This is a genomic window from Chryseobacterium sp. SIMBA_029 (assembly GCF_046535275.1).
Taxonomy (GTDB): Bacteria; Bacteroidota; Bacteroidia; order Flavobacteriales; family Weeksellaceae; genus Chryseobacterium.
Map to the genome: position 1 here is coordinate 70,465 of NZ_JAWRXA010000012.1, position 19,479 is coordinate 89,943.

The 19,479-nt window shown below is 35.7% G+C and carries 19 protein-coding genes; 10 read left to right on the forward strand and 9 right to left on the reverse strand.

The annotated features are described in order from the left end of the window. The 3 genes from SB679_RS19895 to SB679_RS19905 all read right to left on the reverse strand — a co-directional run bounded on the left by SB679_RS19895 (position 1) and on the right by SB679_RS19905 (position 4,790). The gene (locus SB679_RS19895; RefSeq protein WP_410704066.1) at positions 1-864 is read right to left on the reverse strand and encodes a MotA/TolQ/ExbB proton channel family protein; all 864 of its coding nucleotides are present in this window, start codon (positions 862-864) and stop codon (positions 1-3) included. A 240-nt stretch (positions 865-1,104) separates the two neighbouring features. After that, complete coding sequence (locus SB679_RS19900; RefSeq protein WP_410704067.1) at positions 1,105-4,128, reverse strand: class I tRNA ligase family protein; 3,024 nt, start codon at positions 4,126-4,128, stop codon at positions 1,105-1,107. Positions 4,129-4,313: 185 nt separating this feature from the next. Continuing rightward, positions 4,314-4,790, reverse strand: a complete 477-nt coding sequence (locus tag SB679_RS19905) for a lipocalin family protein (protein ID WP_410704068.1) — start codon at positions 4,788-4,790, stop codon at positions 4,314-4,316. A 204-nt stretch (positions 4,791-4,994) separates the two neighbouring features. Here SB679_RS19905 and SB679_RS19910 point away from each other — a divergent pair, with 204 nt between their 5' ends. Genes SB679_RS19910 through SB679_RS19920 form a run of 3 tightly spaced genes read left to right on the forward strand, consistent with a single transcriptional unit; the run spans position 4,995 to position 7,371 of the window. Next, the gene (locus SB679_RS19910; RefSeq protein WP_410704069.1) at positions 4,995-5,972 is read left to right on the forward strand and encodes an acyltransferase family protein; all 978 of its coding nucleotides are present in this window, start codon (positions 4,995-4,997) and stop codon (positions 5,970-5,972) included. A gap of 17 nt (positions 5,973-5,989) precedes the next feature. Further along, complete coding sequence (locus SB679_RS19915) at positions 5,990-6,745, forward strand: glycosyltransferase family 2 protein (RefSeq protein ID WP_410704070.1); 756 nt, start codon at positions 5,990-5,992, stop codon at positions 6,743-6,745. Continuing rightward, a complete protein-coding gene (locus SB679_RS19920; RefSeq protein WP_410704071.1) occupies positions 6,745-7,371 on the forward strand; it encodes a deoxyuridine 5'-triphosphate nucleotidohydrolase in 627 nt (208 codons plus the stop codon). The genes SB679_RS19915 and SB679_RS19920 overlap by 1 nt, the downstream gene beginning before the upstream one ends. Here SB679_RS19920 and SB679_RS19925 read toward each other — a convergent pair. From SB679_RS19925 to SB679_RS19940, 4 genes are all read right to left on the reverse strand, one after another. After that, entirely contained in the window at positions 7,363-8,595 is a 1,233-nt protein-coding gene (locus tag SB679_RS19925) for a 3-deoxy-D-manno-octulosonic acid transferase (RefSeq protein ID WP_410704072.1), read from the reverse strand. The genes SB679_RS19920 and SB679_RS19925 overlap by 9 nt on opposite strands. Positions 8,596-8,640: 45 nt before the next feature. Then, positions 8,641-9,108, reverse strand: a complete 468-nt coding sequence (locus SB679_RS19930) for a DUF1648 domain-containing protein (RefSeq protein WP_410704073.1) — start codon at positions 9,106-9,108, stop codon at positions 8,641-8,643. 17 nt (positions 9,109-9,125) lie between these two features. After that, the gene (locus tag SB679_RS19935) at positions 9,126-9,842 is read right to left on the reverse strand and encodes an NlpC/P60 family protein (RefSeq protein ID WP_410704074.1); all 717 of its coding nucleotides are present in this window, start codon (positions 9,840-9,842) and stop codon (positions 9,126-9,128) included. 65 nt (positions 9,843-9,907) lie between these two features. Next, entirely contained in the window at positions 9,908-10,555 is a 648-nt protein-coding gene (locus SB679_RS19940; protein ID WP_410704075.1) for an O-methyltransferase, read from the reverse strand. Between the two features lie 212 nt (positions 10,556-10,767). Between SB679_RS19940 and SB679_RS19945 the strand changes: the two genes are divergently transcribed. Next, on the forward strand, positions 10,768-10,896 hold the full coding sequence (locus tag SB679_RS19945; protein WP_410704076.1) for a hypothetical protein: 129 nt from the start codon (positions 10,768-10,770) through the stop codon (positions 10,894-10,896). 58 nt (positions 10,897-10,954) lie between these two features. Here the strand turns inward: SB679_RS19945 and SB679_RS19950 are convergent, their stop codons facing one another. Continuing rightward, entirely contained in the window at positions 10,955-11,788 is an 834-nt protein-coding gene (locus SB679_RS19950; RefSeq protein ID WP_410704077.1) for an OmpA family protein, read from the reverse strand. A 90-nt stretch (positions 11,789-11,878) separates the two neighbouring features. On the opposite strand from SB679_RS19950, the gene tilS reads away from it, so the two are divergent. The 5 genes from tilS (at position 11,879) to SB679_RS19975 (ending at position 17,938) form a co-directional block, all read left to right on the forward strand. After that, positions 11,879-13,210: a tRNA lysidine(34) synthetase TilS gene (gene tilS, locus SB679_RS19955; protein WP_410704078.1), complete on the forward strand. Its 1,332-nt coding sequence runs from the start codon at positions 11,879-11,881 to the stop codon at positions 13,208-13,210. 1 nt (position 13,211) lies between these two features. Beyond that, the gene (locus SB679_RS19960; protein ID WP_410704146.1) at positions 13,212-15,278 is read left to right on the forward strand and encodes a protein-disulfide reductase DsbD family protein; all 2,067 of its coding nucleotides are present in this window, start codon (positions 13,212-13,214) and stop codon (positions 15,276-15,278) included. 311 nt (positions 15,279-15,589) lie between these two features. Beyond that, positions 15,590-16,102 carry an ExbD/TolR family protein gene (locus SB679_RS19965; protein WP_034714254.1) on the forward strand — a complete coding sequence of 171 codons (513 nt, stop codon included), beginning with the start codon at positions 15,590-15,592 and terminating at the stop codon, positions 16,100-16,102. An 85-nt stretch (positions 16,103-16,187) separates the two neighbouring features. Next, on the forward strand, positions 16,188-16,970 hold the full coding sequence (locus tag SB679_RS19970) for an alpha/beta fold hydrolase (RefSeq protein WP_410704079.1): 783 nt from the start codon (positions 16,188-16,190) through the stop codon (positions 16,968-16,970). 173 nt (positions 16,971-17,143) lie between these two features. Beyond that, positions 17,144-17,938, forward strand: coding sequence for a patatin-like phospholipase family protein (locus SB679_RS19975; RefSeq protein ID WP_410704080.1), 795 nt, complete (start codon positions 17,144-17,146; stop codon positions 17,936-17,938). Positions 17,939-17,952: 14 nt separating this feature from the next. Here SB679_RS19975 and SB679_RS19980 read toward each other — a convergent pair whose 3' ends face one another. Then, positions 17,953-18,957 (reverse strand): DHH family phosphoesterase, encoded by a 1,005-nt coding sequence (locus tag SB679_RS19980; protein ID WP_410704081.1) that lies wholly within the window; start codon positions 18,955-18,957, stop codon positions 17,953-17,955. Positions 18,958-19,183: 226 nt separating this feature from the next. Here SB679_RS19980 and rpmH point away from each other — a divergent pair, with 226 nt between their 5' ends. Beyond that, positions 19,184-19,342: a 50S ribosomal protein L34 gene (rpmH, locus tag SB679_RS19985; protein ID WP_034679005.1), complete on the forward strand. Its 159-nt coding sequence runs from the start codon at positions 19,184-19,186 to the stop codon at positions 19,340-19,342. Positions 19,343-19,479: the final 137 nt, after the last annotated feature.

Below are 19,479 nucleotides of genomic sequence, written 5' to 3' on the forward strand. Positions count from 1 at the left end.
TTAGTGAAATTCAGCAAAAGACTGTTGGATGCTCATTGCGATCTCATCGATCTTATAAGTTAATCCATCAATTTTAGATGTAAAGAAGTTATAAAGAATAATAGCTACTGCTGAAGTACCAATACCTAAAGCGGTGTTGATCAATGCTTCTGAAATACCGATAGAAAGGGCAGCAGCATCAGGAGTACCTCCACTAGCTCCTAAAGCGAAGAACGCTCTAATCATCCCGATTACCGTACCTAAAAGTGCTACTAACGTTGCAACAGTACCTAAAGTAGAAAGAATCATCATGTTTTTCTCTAACATTGGCATCTCAAGCGTAGTAGCTTCTTCGATAGCTTTGTTAAGAGCAACCATTTTTTGCTCTTTGTTTAATGTAGTATCATGAGCTAATGCTTTGTAAGTCGTAAGACCTTCTTTTACTACATTACCTACAGATCCTTGTTGTCTGTCACACTCTTCTAAAGCTTCATCAATTTTGTTTTGATTTAATAAGCTTCTGATTTTAACAACAAAGTTGTCTACATTTCCTGCACCTGATGCTTTGTTTAGTACAAAATATCTTTCGAATGAGAAAACGATTACCGTGATCATGAATGTAACAAGTAATGGTACGATGATACCTCCCATATAAATCATCCCTAAGAATCCTTGAGGATGCATTTCTTTCCCTTCAACATCGGAGAAAGCTACTGATGCTCCAGATAATCTAGGATCAGCTTTAAAATTTCCCGGACTACCAAGTACAAATAACCAAATACAAATTCCTATAACCAATAGAATAGGAATAATAACAGCCGGGTTTAAACCTCCTGCTTTTCTAGCAACAACTTGCTCATCATTTTTTGAAACATTCATTTCCATATTTAACTAAATTATATTGTTTTAAAATTTTACAGGATGTAAATTAAAGGCAAAATTAATTAAAATGCAAGAGTCTTAAATAAACATTTTGCTTTTTTTTGATAAAGAAAATTTAATACGATTTCGATATTATAATTATTTTCAAATATTTTATTTATTTTTCTCATTTTTAACATTTACGTTAAAATATTAAAAAAATAAGACCCTCATTTTTTTTAATTTCCCAATGTTAATTTTCTTTTAAATTACGATATTCACAATTCGGTGATGCACAACAATGATTTTTTTAGGGGTCTTCCCTTCCAAAATCTGCTGCATCTTTTCATCAGCGATCACAGAATCCTCCACTTCCTTGGCAGATAACTGTGCTGAAAGTGAAATTTTAAACTTCATTCTACCATTTACACTCACCGGATATTCAATTTCGTCTTCTACCAGATAGTCTTCATTCAAGATTGGGAATGTTTCAAACTCTATCGAAGTGGTATGTCCCAGCTGACTCCAAAGCTCTTCACAGATGTGAGGCGCATACGGAGAGATGATAACGGCCAATGGTTCTAAAATATTGCGCTTATTGCATTTTATTTTCTGAAGTTCATTCACCGCAATCATAAATGAAGATACAGAAGTGTTGAAAGAGAAATTCTCGATATCAAAAACCACCTTTTTTATTAAGGTATGCAATACTTTATATTCAGCTTTGGTAGGTTCTTCATCAGAAACCTCAAAAACATCACCATTGAAATATAGGTTCCAGAATTTTTTCAGGAAACCGTAGACTCCGCTTAACCCCTGGGTATTCCAAGGTTTGGACTGCTCTAACGGACCTAAGAACATTTCATATAGTCTCAATCCATCTGCTCCATATTCATTACAGATATCATCAGGGTTGACTACATTGTATTTTGACTTGGACATTTTTTCTACTTCACGGTCTGTGATGTATTTTCCTTTATCTGTAATTATTACAGCGTCAGCAAAATCATTTTTATAAATTTTATTATCCTTGAATTCTTGAATATCTAGTTCATCAGAAGTTCCTTTTAATAATGAGATATCAATAAAGAATCTTTGAATAGAAAAACTATTAAACCTTTCAATATCAATTCCAGTTTGTTCTTTAACCTGATCGATAACATCATTTAAATATTCTTCTTTTACAACTGATACATCTTTAACTTCTCTACCATCAGGATTTTTAAAATATTCCAAATATTTTGGAGGAATAACAACATTTAGTCTTTTCTTTTCAAGACTTTTATCCTTTAACTCATATTGCTCAGGATTAAAAAAACTTCTATATCCAAAAGCACTCATACCCAAAATCATCCCCTGATTGATCAGTTTTTGGAATGGCTCTTCCTGATTGATATAACCACGGTCTTTCATAAACATATTCCAGAAACGGGAATATAATAAATGTCCGGTAGCATGTTCGCTTCCACCAATATAAAGATCTACCTGTCCCCAATAATCAACTAATTCCTTTTTAGCAAAAACCTCATCATTGTGAGGATCCATATATCTCAAAAAATACCATGAGCTTCCAGCCCAACCCGGCATGGTAGATAATTCTAACGGGAATATTGTTTTGTCATCGATTAAATCTGTTGCTACGACTTTTTGATTTTCTTCATCCCAGGCAAATGTTTTTGCATTTCCTAATGGCGGATCTCCATCTTCTGTCGGCAAGTATTTTTCAACTTCAGGAAGTTCCAACGGTAAAGCAGAGTTTGGCAATGTATACGGCATCCCATCCTTATAATATATAGGAACCGGCTCTCCCCAATAACGCTGTCTTGAGAAAATCGCATCACGCTGTCTGTAATTGGTTGTCCCATGACCGATGGCTTTCTTTTCAACAGCATCAATAATCAATGCTTTTGCCTCTTCATAGCTTAAGCCATTCAAGAAATCAGAATTTACGCAAGTACTTGTTTTAGAATCAAAAGATTTCTCCTGAACATCTTCTTCCGTTTCAACAACTTTTTTAATTTCTAAATTAAATTTCTTTGCAAATCTGTGATCTCTCTCATCATGAGCAGGAACAGCCATTACCGCTCCCGTTCCATAACCCATCAGTACGTAATCTGAAATATAAATCGGCATTCTTTCATTGCTGAAAGGATTGATTGCATAACTTCCCGTAAAAGCACCGCTCACGTTTTTCACGTCAGCCATTCGGTCTCTTTCTGTTTTCTTGGAAGTTTCTTCAATATAATGGTCCACTTCTGCCTTTTGAGCTTCAGTAGTTATGGTTTCTACTAATGAATTTTCCGGAGCCAATACCATAAAGGTTGCTCCAAAAATAGTATCAGGTCTCGTTGTGAAAACCTCAATATGACTTTCAGGAGCTGATTCTCCATTTTTGTCTTCAGGTTTCTGATATTCTATTTCAAATTTCACCTGAGCTCCCTGAGATTTCCCGATCCAGTATTCCTGAGCGTCTTTCAACGGCTGTGGCCAGTCTAATGTTTTCAGTCCCTGTAATAATCTTTCTGAGTACGCAGAAATTCTCATACTCCACTGCATCATTTTTTTCTGAAATACGGGATATCCTCCTCTTTCAGATTTTCCGTCTTTTACTTCGTCATTAGCCAATACGGTTCCTAAGGCAGGACACCAGTTAACAGTTGTTTCTGCTCTGTAAGACAAACGATAATTTAAAAGGATATCTTCTTTATCAATTTCAGAAGCATTATTCCATTCTTCAGCAGTGAAGTTTAATTCTTCGTTTTGGTTGGCGTTTACTCCTTCCGATCCTTTTTCTGCAAAATGCTGAATCAGCGTTTCAATAGACTCCGCCTTATCTGTATTTTTATTATACCATGAATGGAACAGCTGAATAAAGATCCACTGCGTCCACTTATAATAAGAAGCATCGGAAGTTCTCACCTCTCTGCTCCAATCGAATGAAAAGCCAATTTTTCTTAACTGCTCCTCATATCTTGTAATATTTTGTTCCGTAGTAACAGCAGGATGCTGCCCCGTCTGAATTGCATACTGCTCAGCAGGAAGGCCAAAACTGTCATACCCAACCGGGTGAAGAACATTAAAACCCTGATGTCTTTTATATCTCGCATAAATATCCGAGGCAATATATCCCAGCGGGTGCCCCACATGAAGTCCCGCTCCGGATGGGTACGGAAACATATCGAGAACATAAAATTTAGGTTTATCTGTGTTATCGGAAGTTTTATAGGTCTGATTTTCTTCCCAGTATTTCTGCCACTTTTTTTCTATCTGCTGATGATCGTAAAACACTTTATATTAGATGTTAGATGTTAGACTTTGGATGTTAAATTGTATTTCTTTTAAATCCATTTTCACAAAAATAATGATTTTAAAAGAAATAGAACTTTAATTTTGAATTAATTATAAAGAGACGCTTCATAAAAAAAGTCTCACCCGAAGATGAGACCTGTTATTGTATTTTCAGTTATTACTCCTTATTGAGGAATTCTCTTGAAAGTATAAGTTCTTGTTTTATACACATCCGGATCTGCCGTATTTTCTCTGATGGCAAGGTTTAATGTGGTTTCATTAAGGGTTGTGATACTACCATTTGAAGGTTCTACAGTGCCCTGATATTTTATCTGTACTGTTTTACCGCTTTTATCATAATTATAGGTAAAAGTTCTATCCGGAGACAAAGCTGCACATTGTCCAGGTGTCGCAGAATCTCCCCATTCAGTTCTCTTTCCTGTTGCTTCAGGATTGAATGTCCATCTGGATTGCTTCTGACAGTCAGAATACGTAATCAGATCGGAAACAGGCTGCTCTCCGGTCTCGATCGTGGTTACCACTTCTTTTAGTGGCTGCCATACCCCGACAAGCGGATATTCAACTGTAGTATCGTCATCTTTATTACATCCTGTAGCTATAAATAATGATAAACCTGCAAATAGTAATGCTAATTTCTTCATGTATCAAATTTTTCAATCGCTAAAATTATAATTTTTTTGAATTATATAACTATTTTTTACCGAAAATTATTTTAAAAAGCTGTATTTCTATGTATTTTAAACAATTAATCCTAAAAGTCTTCTTAATTAACAAATATTGAACCCAGGAATAGATTTGATATTTTATTAAAAAAGCTATTTTTGCACAAAACAATGCAAACGCAAATGCAAGACATAACGAAAAATAATTTTGACTTTTTAAGGGTTCTCCTCGCCTTTATAGTTTTCCTTGGACATTTGGGAACCTTAAGCGCCTCGAAAGACCTCAAAATTTTTGAACATAGCCCGATAGAAATTGCCGTTTTCGGTTTTTTTGTTGTCAGTGGATTTCTTATCGCTAGAAGTTACGACCGATCTTCCAGTTTAAAAAGTTATCTGAAAAAGAGAATCCTGAGAATTGTTCCTGCTTATTTATTGGTGGTATTTTTATGTGCCATATTATTAAGTTTGGTCAGTACACTTTCTTTTTATGACTATTTCACGAATACTCAGGTGTACAAATATCTTTTCTGGAATTCACTTTTCCTGAATTTCAAAGCGCCCTGGCTTCCGGGAGTTTTTGGTAATCAGGCTGTCAACGGAGCTCTTTGGACACTCAAGGTAGAAATGTGTTATTATTTTTGCGTCCCGTTATTATTTTTGCTTTTCGGTAAAAACAATAAATACAGAAATATCAGCTTAACTGTTATCTATTTCTTATCACTGGTTTATCTTAATTATTTTGAATCATTACATAAAATGTCTATCGCAAAACAAATTCCGGGAGTACTGTGTTATTTCATCCCTGGAATGTTGATTTATTTTAATTTTGATAAATTTATTAAATATAAAAATCCACTCTTCATTGTCGCTATTATTACCGTTTGGATCGACTTAATCTTTGATATAAAATTAGTTTCTCCGATGATGATCGGCATTATTGTACTTTATATTGCGTATTCATTCAAATTCTTAAATAATTTTGGGAAATACGGAGATTTCACGTATGGAATTTACATTTTCCACTTCCCAATCATCAGGACATTTACAACCCTGGGATTATTTGAAGATTATAATCCTTTCGTAATGGCATTGATATGTATGTTAGTGGTCATTGGTGTCGGCGTTAGTTCATGGCATTTTTACGAGAAAAAATTTTTATAATTAATTTTAAAACACGAATGAAAGACCTTATCTCGATTATCACCCCCAGCTACAATTCCGCCGAGTTTATCGAGGAAACGATACAGTCTGTACTGAACCAGACCTATCAAAACTGGGAATGGCTGATTACTGATGATTTATCTAAAGACAGCACAGTCGAAATTATTAAAAGATATAATGACCCGAGAATAAAGCTCCATGTTCTTGAAAAGAATGGCGGAGCAGGAAATGCAAGAAACCACAGCCTTGAAAGAGCTCAAGGAAGATATATTGCCTTTCTGGATTCTGATGACTACTGGTACCCAGAATATCTGGAAACTATGACGGATTATATGCAGGAACACCATACAGAACTTGTATACTGTAATTATTCAAGATGTGATGAGCAGCTACAGCCTATTTTAAAAGATTTCGTAGCAGATAAAGTCGTTACCTTCTCTAATCTTCTAAAAACCTGCAGGCTTGCTCCGGTTTCCACGATGTATGATACAAAAAGGGTTGGGAAATTTTTGTTCCCGATCAAAAGTAAGCGGGAAGATCATGTGATGTGGCTGAATTTACTAAAGGTTATCCCCGAAGGGCATCCTTTACCAAAGACTCTTGCCAAATACAGAATGCGTGAAAACAGTGTTTCGAGAAACAAAAAAAACATCATTAAAGACCAATATCTGGTGTATAAAGATTTTATGGGATTCTCTTCATTAAAATCTCTCTATTATACAGCCAACTGGGCCGTCAACGGATTTTTAAAGTATTCAAAAATTTTCAACTAATGGAATATTCAAAAGAATTTAAAGCAGCATTGAGTAATTTTTCCGCTGTTGAAAAAGACCGTCTTATTTTCAGGCTGCTGAAAAAAGATAAGCTGTTGTCTAAAAAATTATATTTTGAACTTATTGATCAGGAAACAACCGATGATAAGCGTAATGCCATGGAAGAAACCGTTCAGGAGAAAGTTCTTATGGCGTGTAATTATATTGGAAATCAAAAATATTTCCTAGGCATCATCCGTAAAATAAGTGCAGAAATTACGGAACACGTTAAAATAACCACGGATAAATTTGGAGATGTCTCCCTTAATCTGCTGCTTATTGACAAAGTTCTTGAACATAGTGAGGAACTGAGCAGACAAAGATTTGACAATGTCTACAAGCTGTACCTCTATCTGATTAATAAACTGTTCAAGTGTTTAGTATTGGCGAAAAAACTAGATGAAGATTACTGGATGGAAATTGATGAACTGTTAGAAAGCCTGAAAAAAAATATCTTCACCAACCATTATTTCGAAAAGTTATGTGTCAATAATAGTTTTGATTTCAACTGGCTTCAATGTGAAAATATTCCTGATCATTTGGATCTGGTGATTAAAGAAATAAAAAGTCAGGGTTTTTTACGATAGAATTTTTTTGATAATCATCTCTGTAGAATTGGGATTTTCGTCAACGAATTTCCTTGCATTTTCAGCCATTTCGTCCAATACTTCTTCATTATTGAGTAGAAAAAGAATAAATTCTGATGCCTGAGACCTGTCTTCAAAAGACTTCCCTCCATTCATAGAAATTAATGCATCGGCCTCGGGATTTTTCCTGTACTGATTTCCAAAAACGACAGGCACTCCAAAAGTAGCTGCTTCCAAAATATTATGCAGCCCGGCCTCATGAAAACCGCCTCCTACCACCGCAATATCAGCATAGGAATACAATTTTGATAGTAAGCCAATACTGTCTATAATGAGTATTTGTTGGGTGTTGGTTTCTGGCTGTTGGTTCTGGATTTCACTATACAGCAATGCATCGGGGAAAAGCTGTTTTAAATGAGTAACTCTTTTTAAATCGTGAGGAGCTATGATAATCCTTACGGCATAATTTTTTTGAGAAATAATATCAGCAATCTTTTCCTCTTCCTGCCATGAACTGCCGAAAACAATCGCTCTATGCTCTCCTATAAAATCTGCAATATAATCCACATGATTGTTTCGGTTTCTGAGTTGCCTTACCCTGTCAAATCTGGTATCTCCGGTTACCGAAGACTGCACCAAACCAACACTTTTAGCCAAAGCCAGGGAAAAGGGTGTCTGATGAAAAAACCAGTCAACGTCCGCCTTCAGCTGCTTGACAAACCATTTCCCATAGGAGGTAAAGAATGACTGCCTTTCATAGAACAGCGCAGAAACTACATAGATTCTGGTATTTTGTCTTTTCAGTTCGGAAAGAAGGTTGTACCAATAATCATATTTTACCGTAAAAAATAGTTCTGTATCAAATTGAGAAATAAACTCTTTTACCGTACTTTTTTTATCGAAAGGCAAATAACAGACAACATCCGCGATATGCTTTTTCTTAATTACATTCTCATATCCGGAAGGCGAAAAAAACGTAATCAGAATTTTATGGTCTGGAAAATTTTCTTTTAATCTTTCCAGCACAGGAAGTCCTTGTTCGTACTCGCCCAAACTGGCGGCATGCATCCAGATTACTTTATCTGTTTTAGAAAATGCAGCTTTCACCGCCCCCAAAGATTGCTTCCTGCCATCAACGCCTTTTTTAGTTTTATCATTAAACCATGAAAAAACCTTCATTCCGAGAATGAGAAGGCGGACAAATATGTTATATAAAAAAGACATTCAGATGAGTTTTCAATTTCTATGCGATGAGTAGGACAAGATATGTTATTTAAATTGAGCAGCAATAATTACAACAACGATTACACTTCCAAGAACCGAAAACAACATAGTCCCCACAGAAGCTTTTGGTTTGGCATTTTCATCAAAAGCATATCTTATCATTAGGTCCTGGCTATTGAGAAAAATAAATAAAACTAACATGAGAAGCCATCTTAAAAAGATCATCATAATAAGAAACTGTGCCTCTTGGTTGGATTCTGTAATTTCAACAGGAAAATTGGATGATTCAGGATGTCTTGTGATGTACATAAAGACAAGATAAAGCAGCGTTCCCAGTACAGGCATTAGAAAGATATAAGCTTTATTTCCAAAATTGTCAGCTTTACCATCCAGATCAAAATGAACAGGAATTCTTTGAGGCAAGGTTTTATAATTTTTTATCGTCAACCACCATAAAAAAGCAACCAATCCGAAATTAATACAATCAAAAATCGTAAGAGCCACTTCTTTCATTTCAATCCGTTTATGATTTAAAGTACATTTTTAATAACCCTCAATTTATGGGTATGCTTATTCATTTCTTTATTGAAAATTCCCGTGGAATCCAGGGTATCAATTCTCACTTTTCCTGAAGCATGGATGATCTTCTGATTTTCCAGCATAATCCCTACATGAATAATTTTTCCTTCAGGATTTTCGAAAAAGGCTAAATCTCCCGGTCGGCTTTCTTCTACAAAAGTCAATGCCTCCCCTACTTCCGCCTGTTGAGATGCATCTCTGGGAAGTTTAATATTATGAATTTTGTACACCAATTGGGTAAAACCGGAGCAGTCTACGGCAAAAAAGCTTTTCCCACCCCATAAATAAGGTACATTCAGGAATTCTCTGGCTGCTAAAGCAATACTTTCGCGAGGCTCATGGCTTCTTCTGGAGGCTACTACAGGAAATTCCACTTCAGAACCCATTGACAGTAATGTTTTCCCGTCATTCATAATTACTGACGAAAAATCTTCCGTCACCACGGTAATCTTTCTTTTTGCCAGTTCTTCGTCTGTTACAGGTTTGATCTGCTTCGTATCCATCCATCCTTCATAGTCATCATAATGCATTTTTATTTTGGTCCAGTTTTTATCTACCTCCAAAATATCAGCACTTTCACCAAACAATATTTCCGTAACGATTTCTGCCCGGTCAGAATTTTCTGCCCGAACCGGCGCTACTGTAACAATACAAATTCCTTTATTCATTAATTATAGATTAAAAGATTGAACGATTAAAAAGATTAAAAATTAGATCCAGCTAAATCTTTCAATTATTTCCTGCGAAGGAAATTGACTCCATCCCGCAAAGGTAAAATAAGATTTTCAAAATCTTCGTCTTTTGCAATCAAATCATTGAGTTCCTTAATAACCTGCGTAGATCTTTGTTTTGGATTTTCTTCCAACACTTTTCCGTACCACAGAACATTGTCAAACATCACTACAGATCCTGATCTGGTTCTCGGTTTGATAAGTCTGAAATATTCCGCATAATTTTCTTTATCAGCATCAATGAAGATTAAATCAAAAATCTCATCCGTGTTTTTCAAAAACTCTTTAGCATCAAGCAATTTAAAATCAATCTGATCTGCATATTCACTTTCTGCAAAATATTTCCTGGGCAGATAGGCAAGATCCTCATTTACGTCTAATGTTGTAATTTTTCCATCTTTAGCCATACCCGTAGCAAGACAAAGGGTAGCATATCCTGTAAAGGTTCCTACTTCCAGAATATTTTTAGGCTGCAGCATCTGAGAAACAATCGTCAGCAATCTTCCCTGCTGGTATCCTGAGATCATGTGAGGCTGCGTTGTTTTCTGGTAGGTTTCTCTTCTTAATTTCTTCAGGATTTCAGGTTCTGAGGAAGCATGCGTTTCCAGGTACCTGTCCATTTCTGCATTTTTTTCTTCGAAAAAGCTCATTCTACAAATTTTGTGATTCAAATTTACTTAAATATAAACAAAAAGGACGAATGATCATTAAAATATCAGATCATAAAACAGGGAAAGCCCCATAGTAAATACCGTAAAAACCCGGATATGTTTTATCTGTTCTTTGTCATAGCTTTGCAAAGAACAAAGGGTAAAAACACTAAGTGATCAACACAATGAACGTCGCTGAAAAACAAATTAACGTGAAGAATCAGAAAACCGCAGTACTGAAAAGTAATGCGGCTTCTTCTTTAAAAAAAACCAAACCTGAAATATCCAATTCAATTTTACAACGAGTCATTTCTCTGCTGAGAAAAGAAGAATTAATCTGATTAAAAAAATAAATCCCGAATGACTTCGGGATTTATTTTTTATGGTAAATCAATGAGATTATTTCTTTGGAGCAATATCCATCAACTTCATGAATTCATCAAGTTTCGGCATAATAATGATTTCTGTTCTTCTGTTTTCCGCTCTTCCTGAAACACTCATATTCGTTGCTTTAGGATTGTATTCAGAACGTCCGCCTGCTGTGATTCTTGCAGGATCTACCCCAAACTGAGACTGAAGAACTTTAGCCACTGCAGTACCACGTAATGCGGAAAGATCCCAGTTGTCTTTTGGTAAATTCGGAGAGCTTAAAGGAGCATTATCCGTATTCCCTTCAATCAATACTGAATATTTATCATAATCATTAATCACTTTCGCTACTTTTCCTAATACCTCCTGAGCAGCAGGAAGTACGTTGTAATCTCCAGTTTTATAAAGCATTTTATCAGAAAGTGAAATCATCACCACCCCTTTCAATACTTTTACCTGAACATCATCGTCTGTTACGTTATCCAATGATCTTTTCAGCTTGTTGGACAATGCTAAATTTAAACTGTCATTTTTAGCGTTATTAGAAATAAGCTGTTTGATATAAGAATTGGAAGCATTGATTTCCCCTACCAATTTATCAATATTTGATGAACTTTTCCCTGTATTTGCCAAACAGGCATCTAATGATGATTTTAATGCATCATGCTGACTTTTTAGTAAATTATTCTCACCTGACAATGCAGAGTTTTGAGACTTTAAATCCTGGATTTCTCTTTGTCTTTCCCCAATATTCTCAATACACTGCTTATAGTTTGTGCTCAAAGCATCATATTGCTTTTTGCTGATACAAGATGTCATTCCCAACACCATTGCAGAAACTGCTACAATTTTAAAAATCTTCATAAGTAATCATTTTTAGACGTATCAAAGTTAGGGAAATTCAATTGAATTATATGAGTTATCTTTGCATAAAAGAAATTCTCAACATCCCCATTGAAAAAAGCAAGTTTTAAAAATCAGTTAGAAAATCTGGTTAATTCTCCTGAAAACCACACCTTTCTTTTAGCCGTGAGCGGTGGTGCTGATTCCATGGTTTTACTCAGTTTATTTGCGTCTTTCAGCTCTTCCCGAAAAGAAAAGCTGAAATTTCAGGTAGCTCATATCAATTATAAACTTCGCGGTAAGGATTCTGATTTGGACCAAAAAGTAGTGCAGGATTTTTGTGAGAAAAATCATATTCGATTCCATCTCTATGAAGTTTCTGAACAAGACCGTAAACCGGAACATTCCATTCAACTTTGGGCAAGAGAACTTCGATATGCTTTTTTCAAAGAAATCAGGGAAAAAGAAAACCTTGAATTTCTGGTAACGGCACATCACCTTAATGATCAGTTAGAGACGTTCATTATCCATCTATCAAAAGCATCTGGTATTAAAGGGCTCAGCGGAATTCCGGCAGCTGACCGTAATATTCTCCGCCCGCTGCTTTCCTTTACCAAAGAGGAAATTTATCAGTTTGCAGAAGAAAATTCTATCGAATACAGAGAAGATCTTTCCAATAAGAAAAGTGATTATCTAAGAAACAAAATCCGGAATGAAATTGTTCCGAAGCTGCTAGAAACGAATGAGCATTTTCTGGAAAACTTTAAAAAGAGTTCTTCCTATCTGAATCAGGCTAAAGATTTTGTAGAAAAACAAATTACAGCGATAGAAAGCGGTCTCAGTATATTTAACAAAGACCATAAAACGTTATCAAAAGAGAAGCTGGATCAGGAAAGCGATTTTGTAAAGTTTGAAATTTTAAAAAAGTATGGTTTTAATCAGGAAGAAGAAATTTCGAAAATTTTTACAGCAGCCAACGGAAGCTCTTTCTATTCAAAAGAGTATCAATTGATTATTCATAAAGACGAATTAATATTAATTCCTAAAAGTGAAGAAAAAAAGCTCCCTGGTGAAATTCTCCTGATGGAAAGCTTTAATTTTTCTGAAAACATAATCAGTATCAATATTCAGGAGGTTATAGAAGACATTGACGAAATCAATAAGGCCTTCGAATGGAATTTTGATGCTGAAAAACTGCACTTTCCTCTGCGTTTACGAAGACAGCAGGATGGCGATGAGTTTTTCCCCTGTGGATTTTCAGGGAAAAAGAAAGTTTCTAAGTTTTTTAGGGACGAAAAATTATCTATTTTAGCGAGGCAAAAAATATGGGTCCTTACTGACGGCAATAATTCCGTACTTGGCGTTATACCATTCAGACAGGACAGGAGAAATGCAAGTGATGAGAGAACAAAAAATATTCTCAAAATTTTTAATGAAAAGTAAAATGAAATTTAGAAACTGGTTTTTATTAATTCTGTTATTCTTATTCACAGGAATTAATGCACAAATAAAAAATCCCGTAAAATTTAAATTTACCATCAATGATCTGGGCAACAATCAATATGAAGCGGTCCTGAATGCAACGATGGAAAGCGGCTGGCATATTTATTCCAAAGATCTGCCTGAAGATACAGGAATCCCTACTGAATATAAAGTTTCGGGGAAAAATATCGAACTGATAGGGAAATTTACAGAAACCGGTAAAAAGCATGAAGAGTTTTCTGAAGCTTTTGGTGGAAAGATTGTTTTCTATTCCAATGCAGCAGGGTTCAAACAGAAATTCAAATTAAAAGATCCGGCTAAGCCTGCTGATGTAACGTCTGAAATCACTTATCAGACGTGTGATGATAGAGTGTGTCTGGCTCCCAATACCTTAGAATTCAATCAGAAAGTTACCCCAAAAGGAGTACCCGAAGAAGTTGTCCCTGAAGTAACAGCCGCTATTAAAGATTCCGTAAAAACAGTAGAGACTGTTGCAGAACATCCTGCTACAGCAGTAACGACCGTTACGGAAGTATCAAAACTTGATCCTAAAAAATTAAAGATTGAAACACTAGACTTCAAAAAACCTTTAACAGATTGCGGAACAGCCTCAACGAAAGTGGACGAAAACTATTGGACGTATCTGTTCTTAGGATTCATCGGTGGATTGATTGCTTTATTAACCCCGTGCGTTTTCCCGATGATTCCATTAACGGTTTCATTCTTTACAAAAGGAAATAAAAACAAAGCAAAAGGAAAAAGAGATGCTCTTATCTATGGATTTTTCATCCTTCTTATTTTTGTTTTATTAAGTGTTCCGTTCCATATTATTGACGGGATTGCAGGAAATATATTCAATGAAATATCTACCAGCATCTGGCTGAATATCGCCTTCTTCATCATATTCATATTCTTCGCAGGAAGTTTCTTCGGATATTATGACATCACATTACCAAGTTCTATTGCCAATAAATCTTCTAAAGCAGAAGAAGCTGGCGGGATTATCGGTATTTTCTTTATGGCTTTAACACTGGTAATTGTTTCATTCTCTTGTACAGGTCCGATTCTGGGAAGCTTACTGGGAAGTGCGGTTACAGGTTCCACAAACGTCCCGATGTTGCTGACTTTTGCACTGGCAGGTTTCGGATTGGCATGGGCAATTATTTTCGGATTGTTGGCATTATTCCCACAGGCACTTCAAAGTCTTCCAAAATCAGGAGGATGGATGAATACGGTAAAAGTAGTTTTAGGTTTTGTAGAATTGGCTTTGGCTTTAAAATTCTTATCAAAAGCAGACTTAGTTTCTAAAACATTCTTCTTAAAAAGAGAATTGTTCATAGCCATCTGGATTGTTATCGCCATAGGTTTGGCCTTATACTTATTCGGACTGATCAGATTCCCGCATGACGACAAAAAACCTAAAATTTCTATCGGAAGAAAAATTCTGGGTGTATTGGGAGTAGGATTTGTAATCTATCTGATTCAGGGATTAATTCCTTCAGAACGTCCAAAACTTCAGTTATTAAGCGGTATTCTGCCTCCATTGAACGTTAGTTATTTCCATGATGAGAAAGACGGCATATTGGGAATGCATCCTGAACATGACTTCTTCACGGCGATTGAAATTGCTAAAAAAGAAAACAAACCTATCCTGATTGACTTTACAGGTTACGGATGTGAAAACTGTAGAAAAATGGAGGAATTTGTGTGGAGTGAACCTGATATTTTACCAATTCTTCAGAACGATATTGTGCTGGCTTCTCTGTATGTAGATGATAAGGAAGAGCTTCCTGAAGCAGAAAAAACCAAGATCGACCTTGGAGAAGGACAGGTGAAAAAAGTAAAAACAATCGGTGATAGATGGAGTTTATTCCAACAGGTGAATTTCAACAACAATTCCCAGCCGCATTATGTTTTGGTAACTCCGGACGGTAAAGTAATCAATACTCCTGTATCGGGATATATGCCGAAAGAGGATTTCAAAAAATTCCTTGAGTGTGGAGTGGATTACTTTAAAAAAAATAAATAAGATTCAATCTTCAAAATAAGCAGGCCTTATCAATTCATTTTGATAAGGCCTTTTTTTATCAAAACCCATTCAATATAATTGTAAAAAAAAACGTCAAAGTAATGACAATCAAATAACAAATAGATATTTAAAATATCATAAAACCATAACAATTTAAAAACAAAATACACATTAATATATCAACAAATCAATAGTTTTAAACAATTTGTAAAATTTTGATAATTCAGGCATAAACTTTGTATTGTTTCTTCCAAATAAAGACTCACAGTTCACTCTTTATCACAACTGTTTAACACCAAAAAAAATGTATTATGGCTGAAGTAATTACAAAAGAAACGCAAGGCGGGAAATCAAAAAGAAAAACAATTAAGGTTGATATGACCCCCATGGTAGATTTAAATTTCTTGCTGCTCATGTTCTTCATGTTCACAGCGAGTTTCTCAAAACCCAATGTTATGGATTTGGGACTGCCTGCAAAAGGTCCCCATTCAACCACTGTAGTCAATGACAAAAACCAGGTAACTTTTATTCTTGGAAAAGACAATCGGGTATTTTATCATCAGAGCAATGCCAATGAGCTCAATGCAGGGAATTTAAAAGAGACGGACTTCAGCGGAGTGAAAATTTCAAATATCATTTCTGAAGCTTACAAAAAAGCTCCTAATCCTGAAAACTTCACCATCATTGTAAAACCTACTGATGAAGCCAACTACAAAAATTTTGTAGACGTAATAGACAATATTGCGATCTCCAAAAAGGAACGTTACGGGATTACAGATATTAAGCCGTGGGAAAAGAAAGTATACAACGAATTAACAAAATAATACAGAAGAGCATTTTTTAAATGCTCTTTTTTTATATACATTTGAAAAGATATTTAATCTTTTTAACTGTTAGAACTTTGAAACTATGCTGAACTTTGAACGAAAAGGAAACGGAAAAGAAACATTAGTACTGCTTCACGGATTTATGGAAAACCTATCAATCTGGAGTGATATGCAGCCTCATCTTTCTGAAAATTTTTCGCTGGTAAAGATTGACCTTCCCGGCCACGGACAGTCTGATATCTTAGCAGAGGTTCATACGATGGAACTGATGGCAGATGAAGTAAAAAAGGTATTAGACCATCAGAAATTAGAAAAAGTGCACCTGCTGGGCCATTCTATGGGCGGTTATGTATCATTGGCTTTCGCTGAAAAATTTCCTGATTCTTTAAAAAGCTTAACCTTATTCTTTTCCACTTATTTTCCCGATGATGAAGAGAAGAAAAATCAGCGTATCAAGAGCTACAGGATTATCACCGACTCTTTCGCTCATTATGCAAGAGCGGGCATTCCTAACCTTTTTAATCCCAACGAAAGAGATATTCTTGAAGGGAAAATAGAGACGGCTTTAGCAACTGCCCTTTCAACCAATAACCAGGGAGCTTTAGCCTGTGTAAAAGGGATGGTGGAAAGAACCGGCAAGAAACACGTATTGGAAAATCTGGATTCAAAGATTTTAGTAATAGCCGGAAAACACGACAATGCAGTAAAAACAGAAACTACCATCAAGAACCTTCCGGACAGAACCAATATAAAATCCTATATTCTGGACTGCGGTCACAACGGTCATTGGGAGAAACCAGCCATCTGCGCTGCAATCATTAATACTGAACTGCTTCATAATCTTCCTAAAAAATTAGTGTTGTAGAGAGATGTCAGATATCAGACAAGAGATTCTAGACTTTCCATCATACTGCTATAACCAAAAAACATATTTTTCGTCATTCTTATGATAGAAAACGCCTGAATCGTTTCGAAATAAAGACGGCTGGAGGGCAGGTATCAAAAAATCTTGTATCTTAGTAGAGAACAATTTTGCCAATGGGTTTATTCTCTTTCACTAAAAAGAAACCACCAGTAATAGGTCTTACACTTTCCGGCGGAGGCATGCGCGGAATCGCTCATATTGCAGTCCTTAAAGCTCTGGAAGAATACAATTTAAAACCGCACATTATCTCGGGTACCAGTGCGGGCTCTATCGTTGGAGCATTCTATTCTTTCGGGAAAACCCCGGATGAAATGATGGAAATCGTAAAATCTACCACTTTCTTTTCCCGGTCTTATTTAAAGCTCTCCAAAAACGGACTTTTCAGTTCGAATTTTATTTTAAAACTTCTTCAGGACCATTTTCCGGAAGATGATTTTAAGATTTTAAAAATTCCGGTATATGTGACGGCCACAGAAATGACCCATGGGATTGTAGATTATTTTTCCGAAGGAAAACTTTTTGATCCGTTGCTGGCATCCTCAAGCGTTCCTTTTATACTTCCGCCTATAAGGATGGGCGAAAAAATATATGTTGATGGCGGTGTTTTAGATAATCTGCCTATAGAGCCTATTATTGACAAATGCGACTTTCTGATCGCCTCCCATGTCAATTCAATAAGCTATGACGAACTGAAAAAAATGAGCCTGATGAAGGAATTCGACAGAATCCTGCATTTGGCTATTGCAAAATCAGTCTATTCTAAAGTGAAGCATTGCGATATATTTTTAGATCCTCCGAGAATGACAAAATTCAGTCTTTTCAATAAAAAATTTATAGACGAAATGTTTCAGCAGGTATATGAATACACCTGCCTGGAATTGGAAGATAAAGGGTATCGTAAAATATAAGTGTGTGAAAATCTTTAAAGATTCTCTCCTTCCAGTCTTTTCTTGAAAGTTTCAATCGTATCAAGAAGCGGCTCATTAGACTTTCCTCCTGCTGCATTGATGTGCCCGCCTCCACTGAAATATTTTCTGGAAAATTGGTTCACATCTACATCATCTTTACTTCTGAAAGAGATTTTAATGAAATCCTCATACAGGTCTTCCATGAAAAATGCTGCCATTCTCACTCCGACAATACTCAGCCCATAGTTAACGAAACCTTCCGTATCTCCTTTCTGGAAGCCATATTCTTTCAACTCATTTCTTGTCAGGTACAGAACCGCTACTTTACCGTCGTTTACCACTTCTATTCGTCCTAAAATAAGGGCAAGCAAATGAAGACGGGAAACCGTATTCGTATCCCAGGTATTGGATGTGATCACAGAAGGATCAGCCCCTTTTTCGATAAGGTTGGCAATAATTCTATGCGTATCAGCACTTGTAGAGCGGAAACGGAAACCACCGGTATCGGTCATAATTCCCGTATAAAGACATTCAGCAATATCTTTATTCACCAAATGTTCATCATTCATCGCTTCGATAAAATGGTAGATCATCTGGCAGGTGGCCGGGATAACGGTATCAGAGTATACGAAATCAAACTGTTCCGGCTGCTGGTGATGGTCGATAAGGATTTTCTTAGCTCTTGCGTTGACAAGCCAGTCACCCAGAATTCCGATTCTCGAAGGAGAATTAAAATCCAGGCAGAAAATAACCTCTGCTTCATTGATTAAGTCAAAGGCAACCTTTCTTTTGTATTCGGCCACAATATTCTTTTTAGCATCAGGCATCCACTTCAGAAACTTAGGAAAATCATTAGGTACCACAACTTCCGCCTCGATTCCTTTTGCATGCAGATAATGTTTCAGTCCCAAGCTGGAACCTACAGCATCCCCATCAGGATTATAGTGGGTAATAATAACGATTTTGCGTCCAGGAGTAAGGAGAGTATTGATTTCTAAAAGTTCCGCCGGTGTAAACATTTATGCTTCTTTAAAATTGAGTTTCCAAAGATAAAGCTTTTATGTAAATCATCAGGATAATTTTTAAGGTTCCGGAATTTCGTTTCTATAAAGTGTTTGCTGATTCTCTCTTTTAAAACATGCTAAAATATTTGAAAAAAAGGCAATTAAAATTTGTATCTTATAAAAAAACCTATATCTTTGCAACCTGAAAATTAATAGATAATTACGATTTAAACATATAGTAATGAGTAAAAGAACATTCCAGCCATCAGAAAGAAAGAAAAGAAACAAACACGGTTTCAGAGAAAGAATGTCAACGCCAAACGGAAGAAGAGTTTTGGCTGCAAGAAGAGCTAAAGGCAGAAAGAGTTTAACTGTTAGTTCTGCAAGAGCTAAAAGATAATTTCTTTAGTTACCATATACAAATCATGCTTGAAAAGAAGTTTTTCAGGCATTTTTTGTTGTTAAAATATAATAAAATTTACGTTCTTTAGGATTCTTTTTTCTATTTTTAAAATCTGAAAAAATTTTTTAGAAATA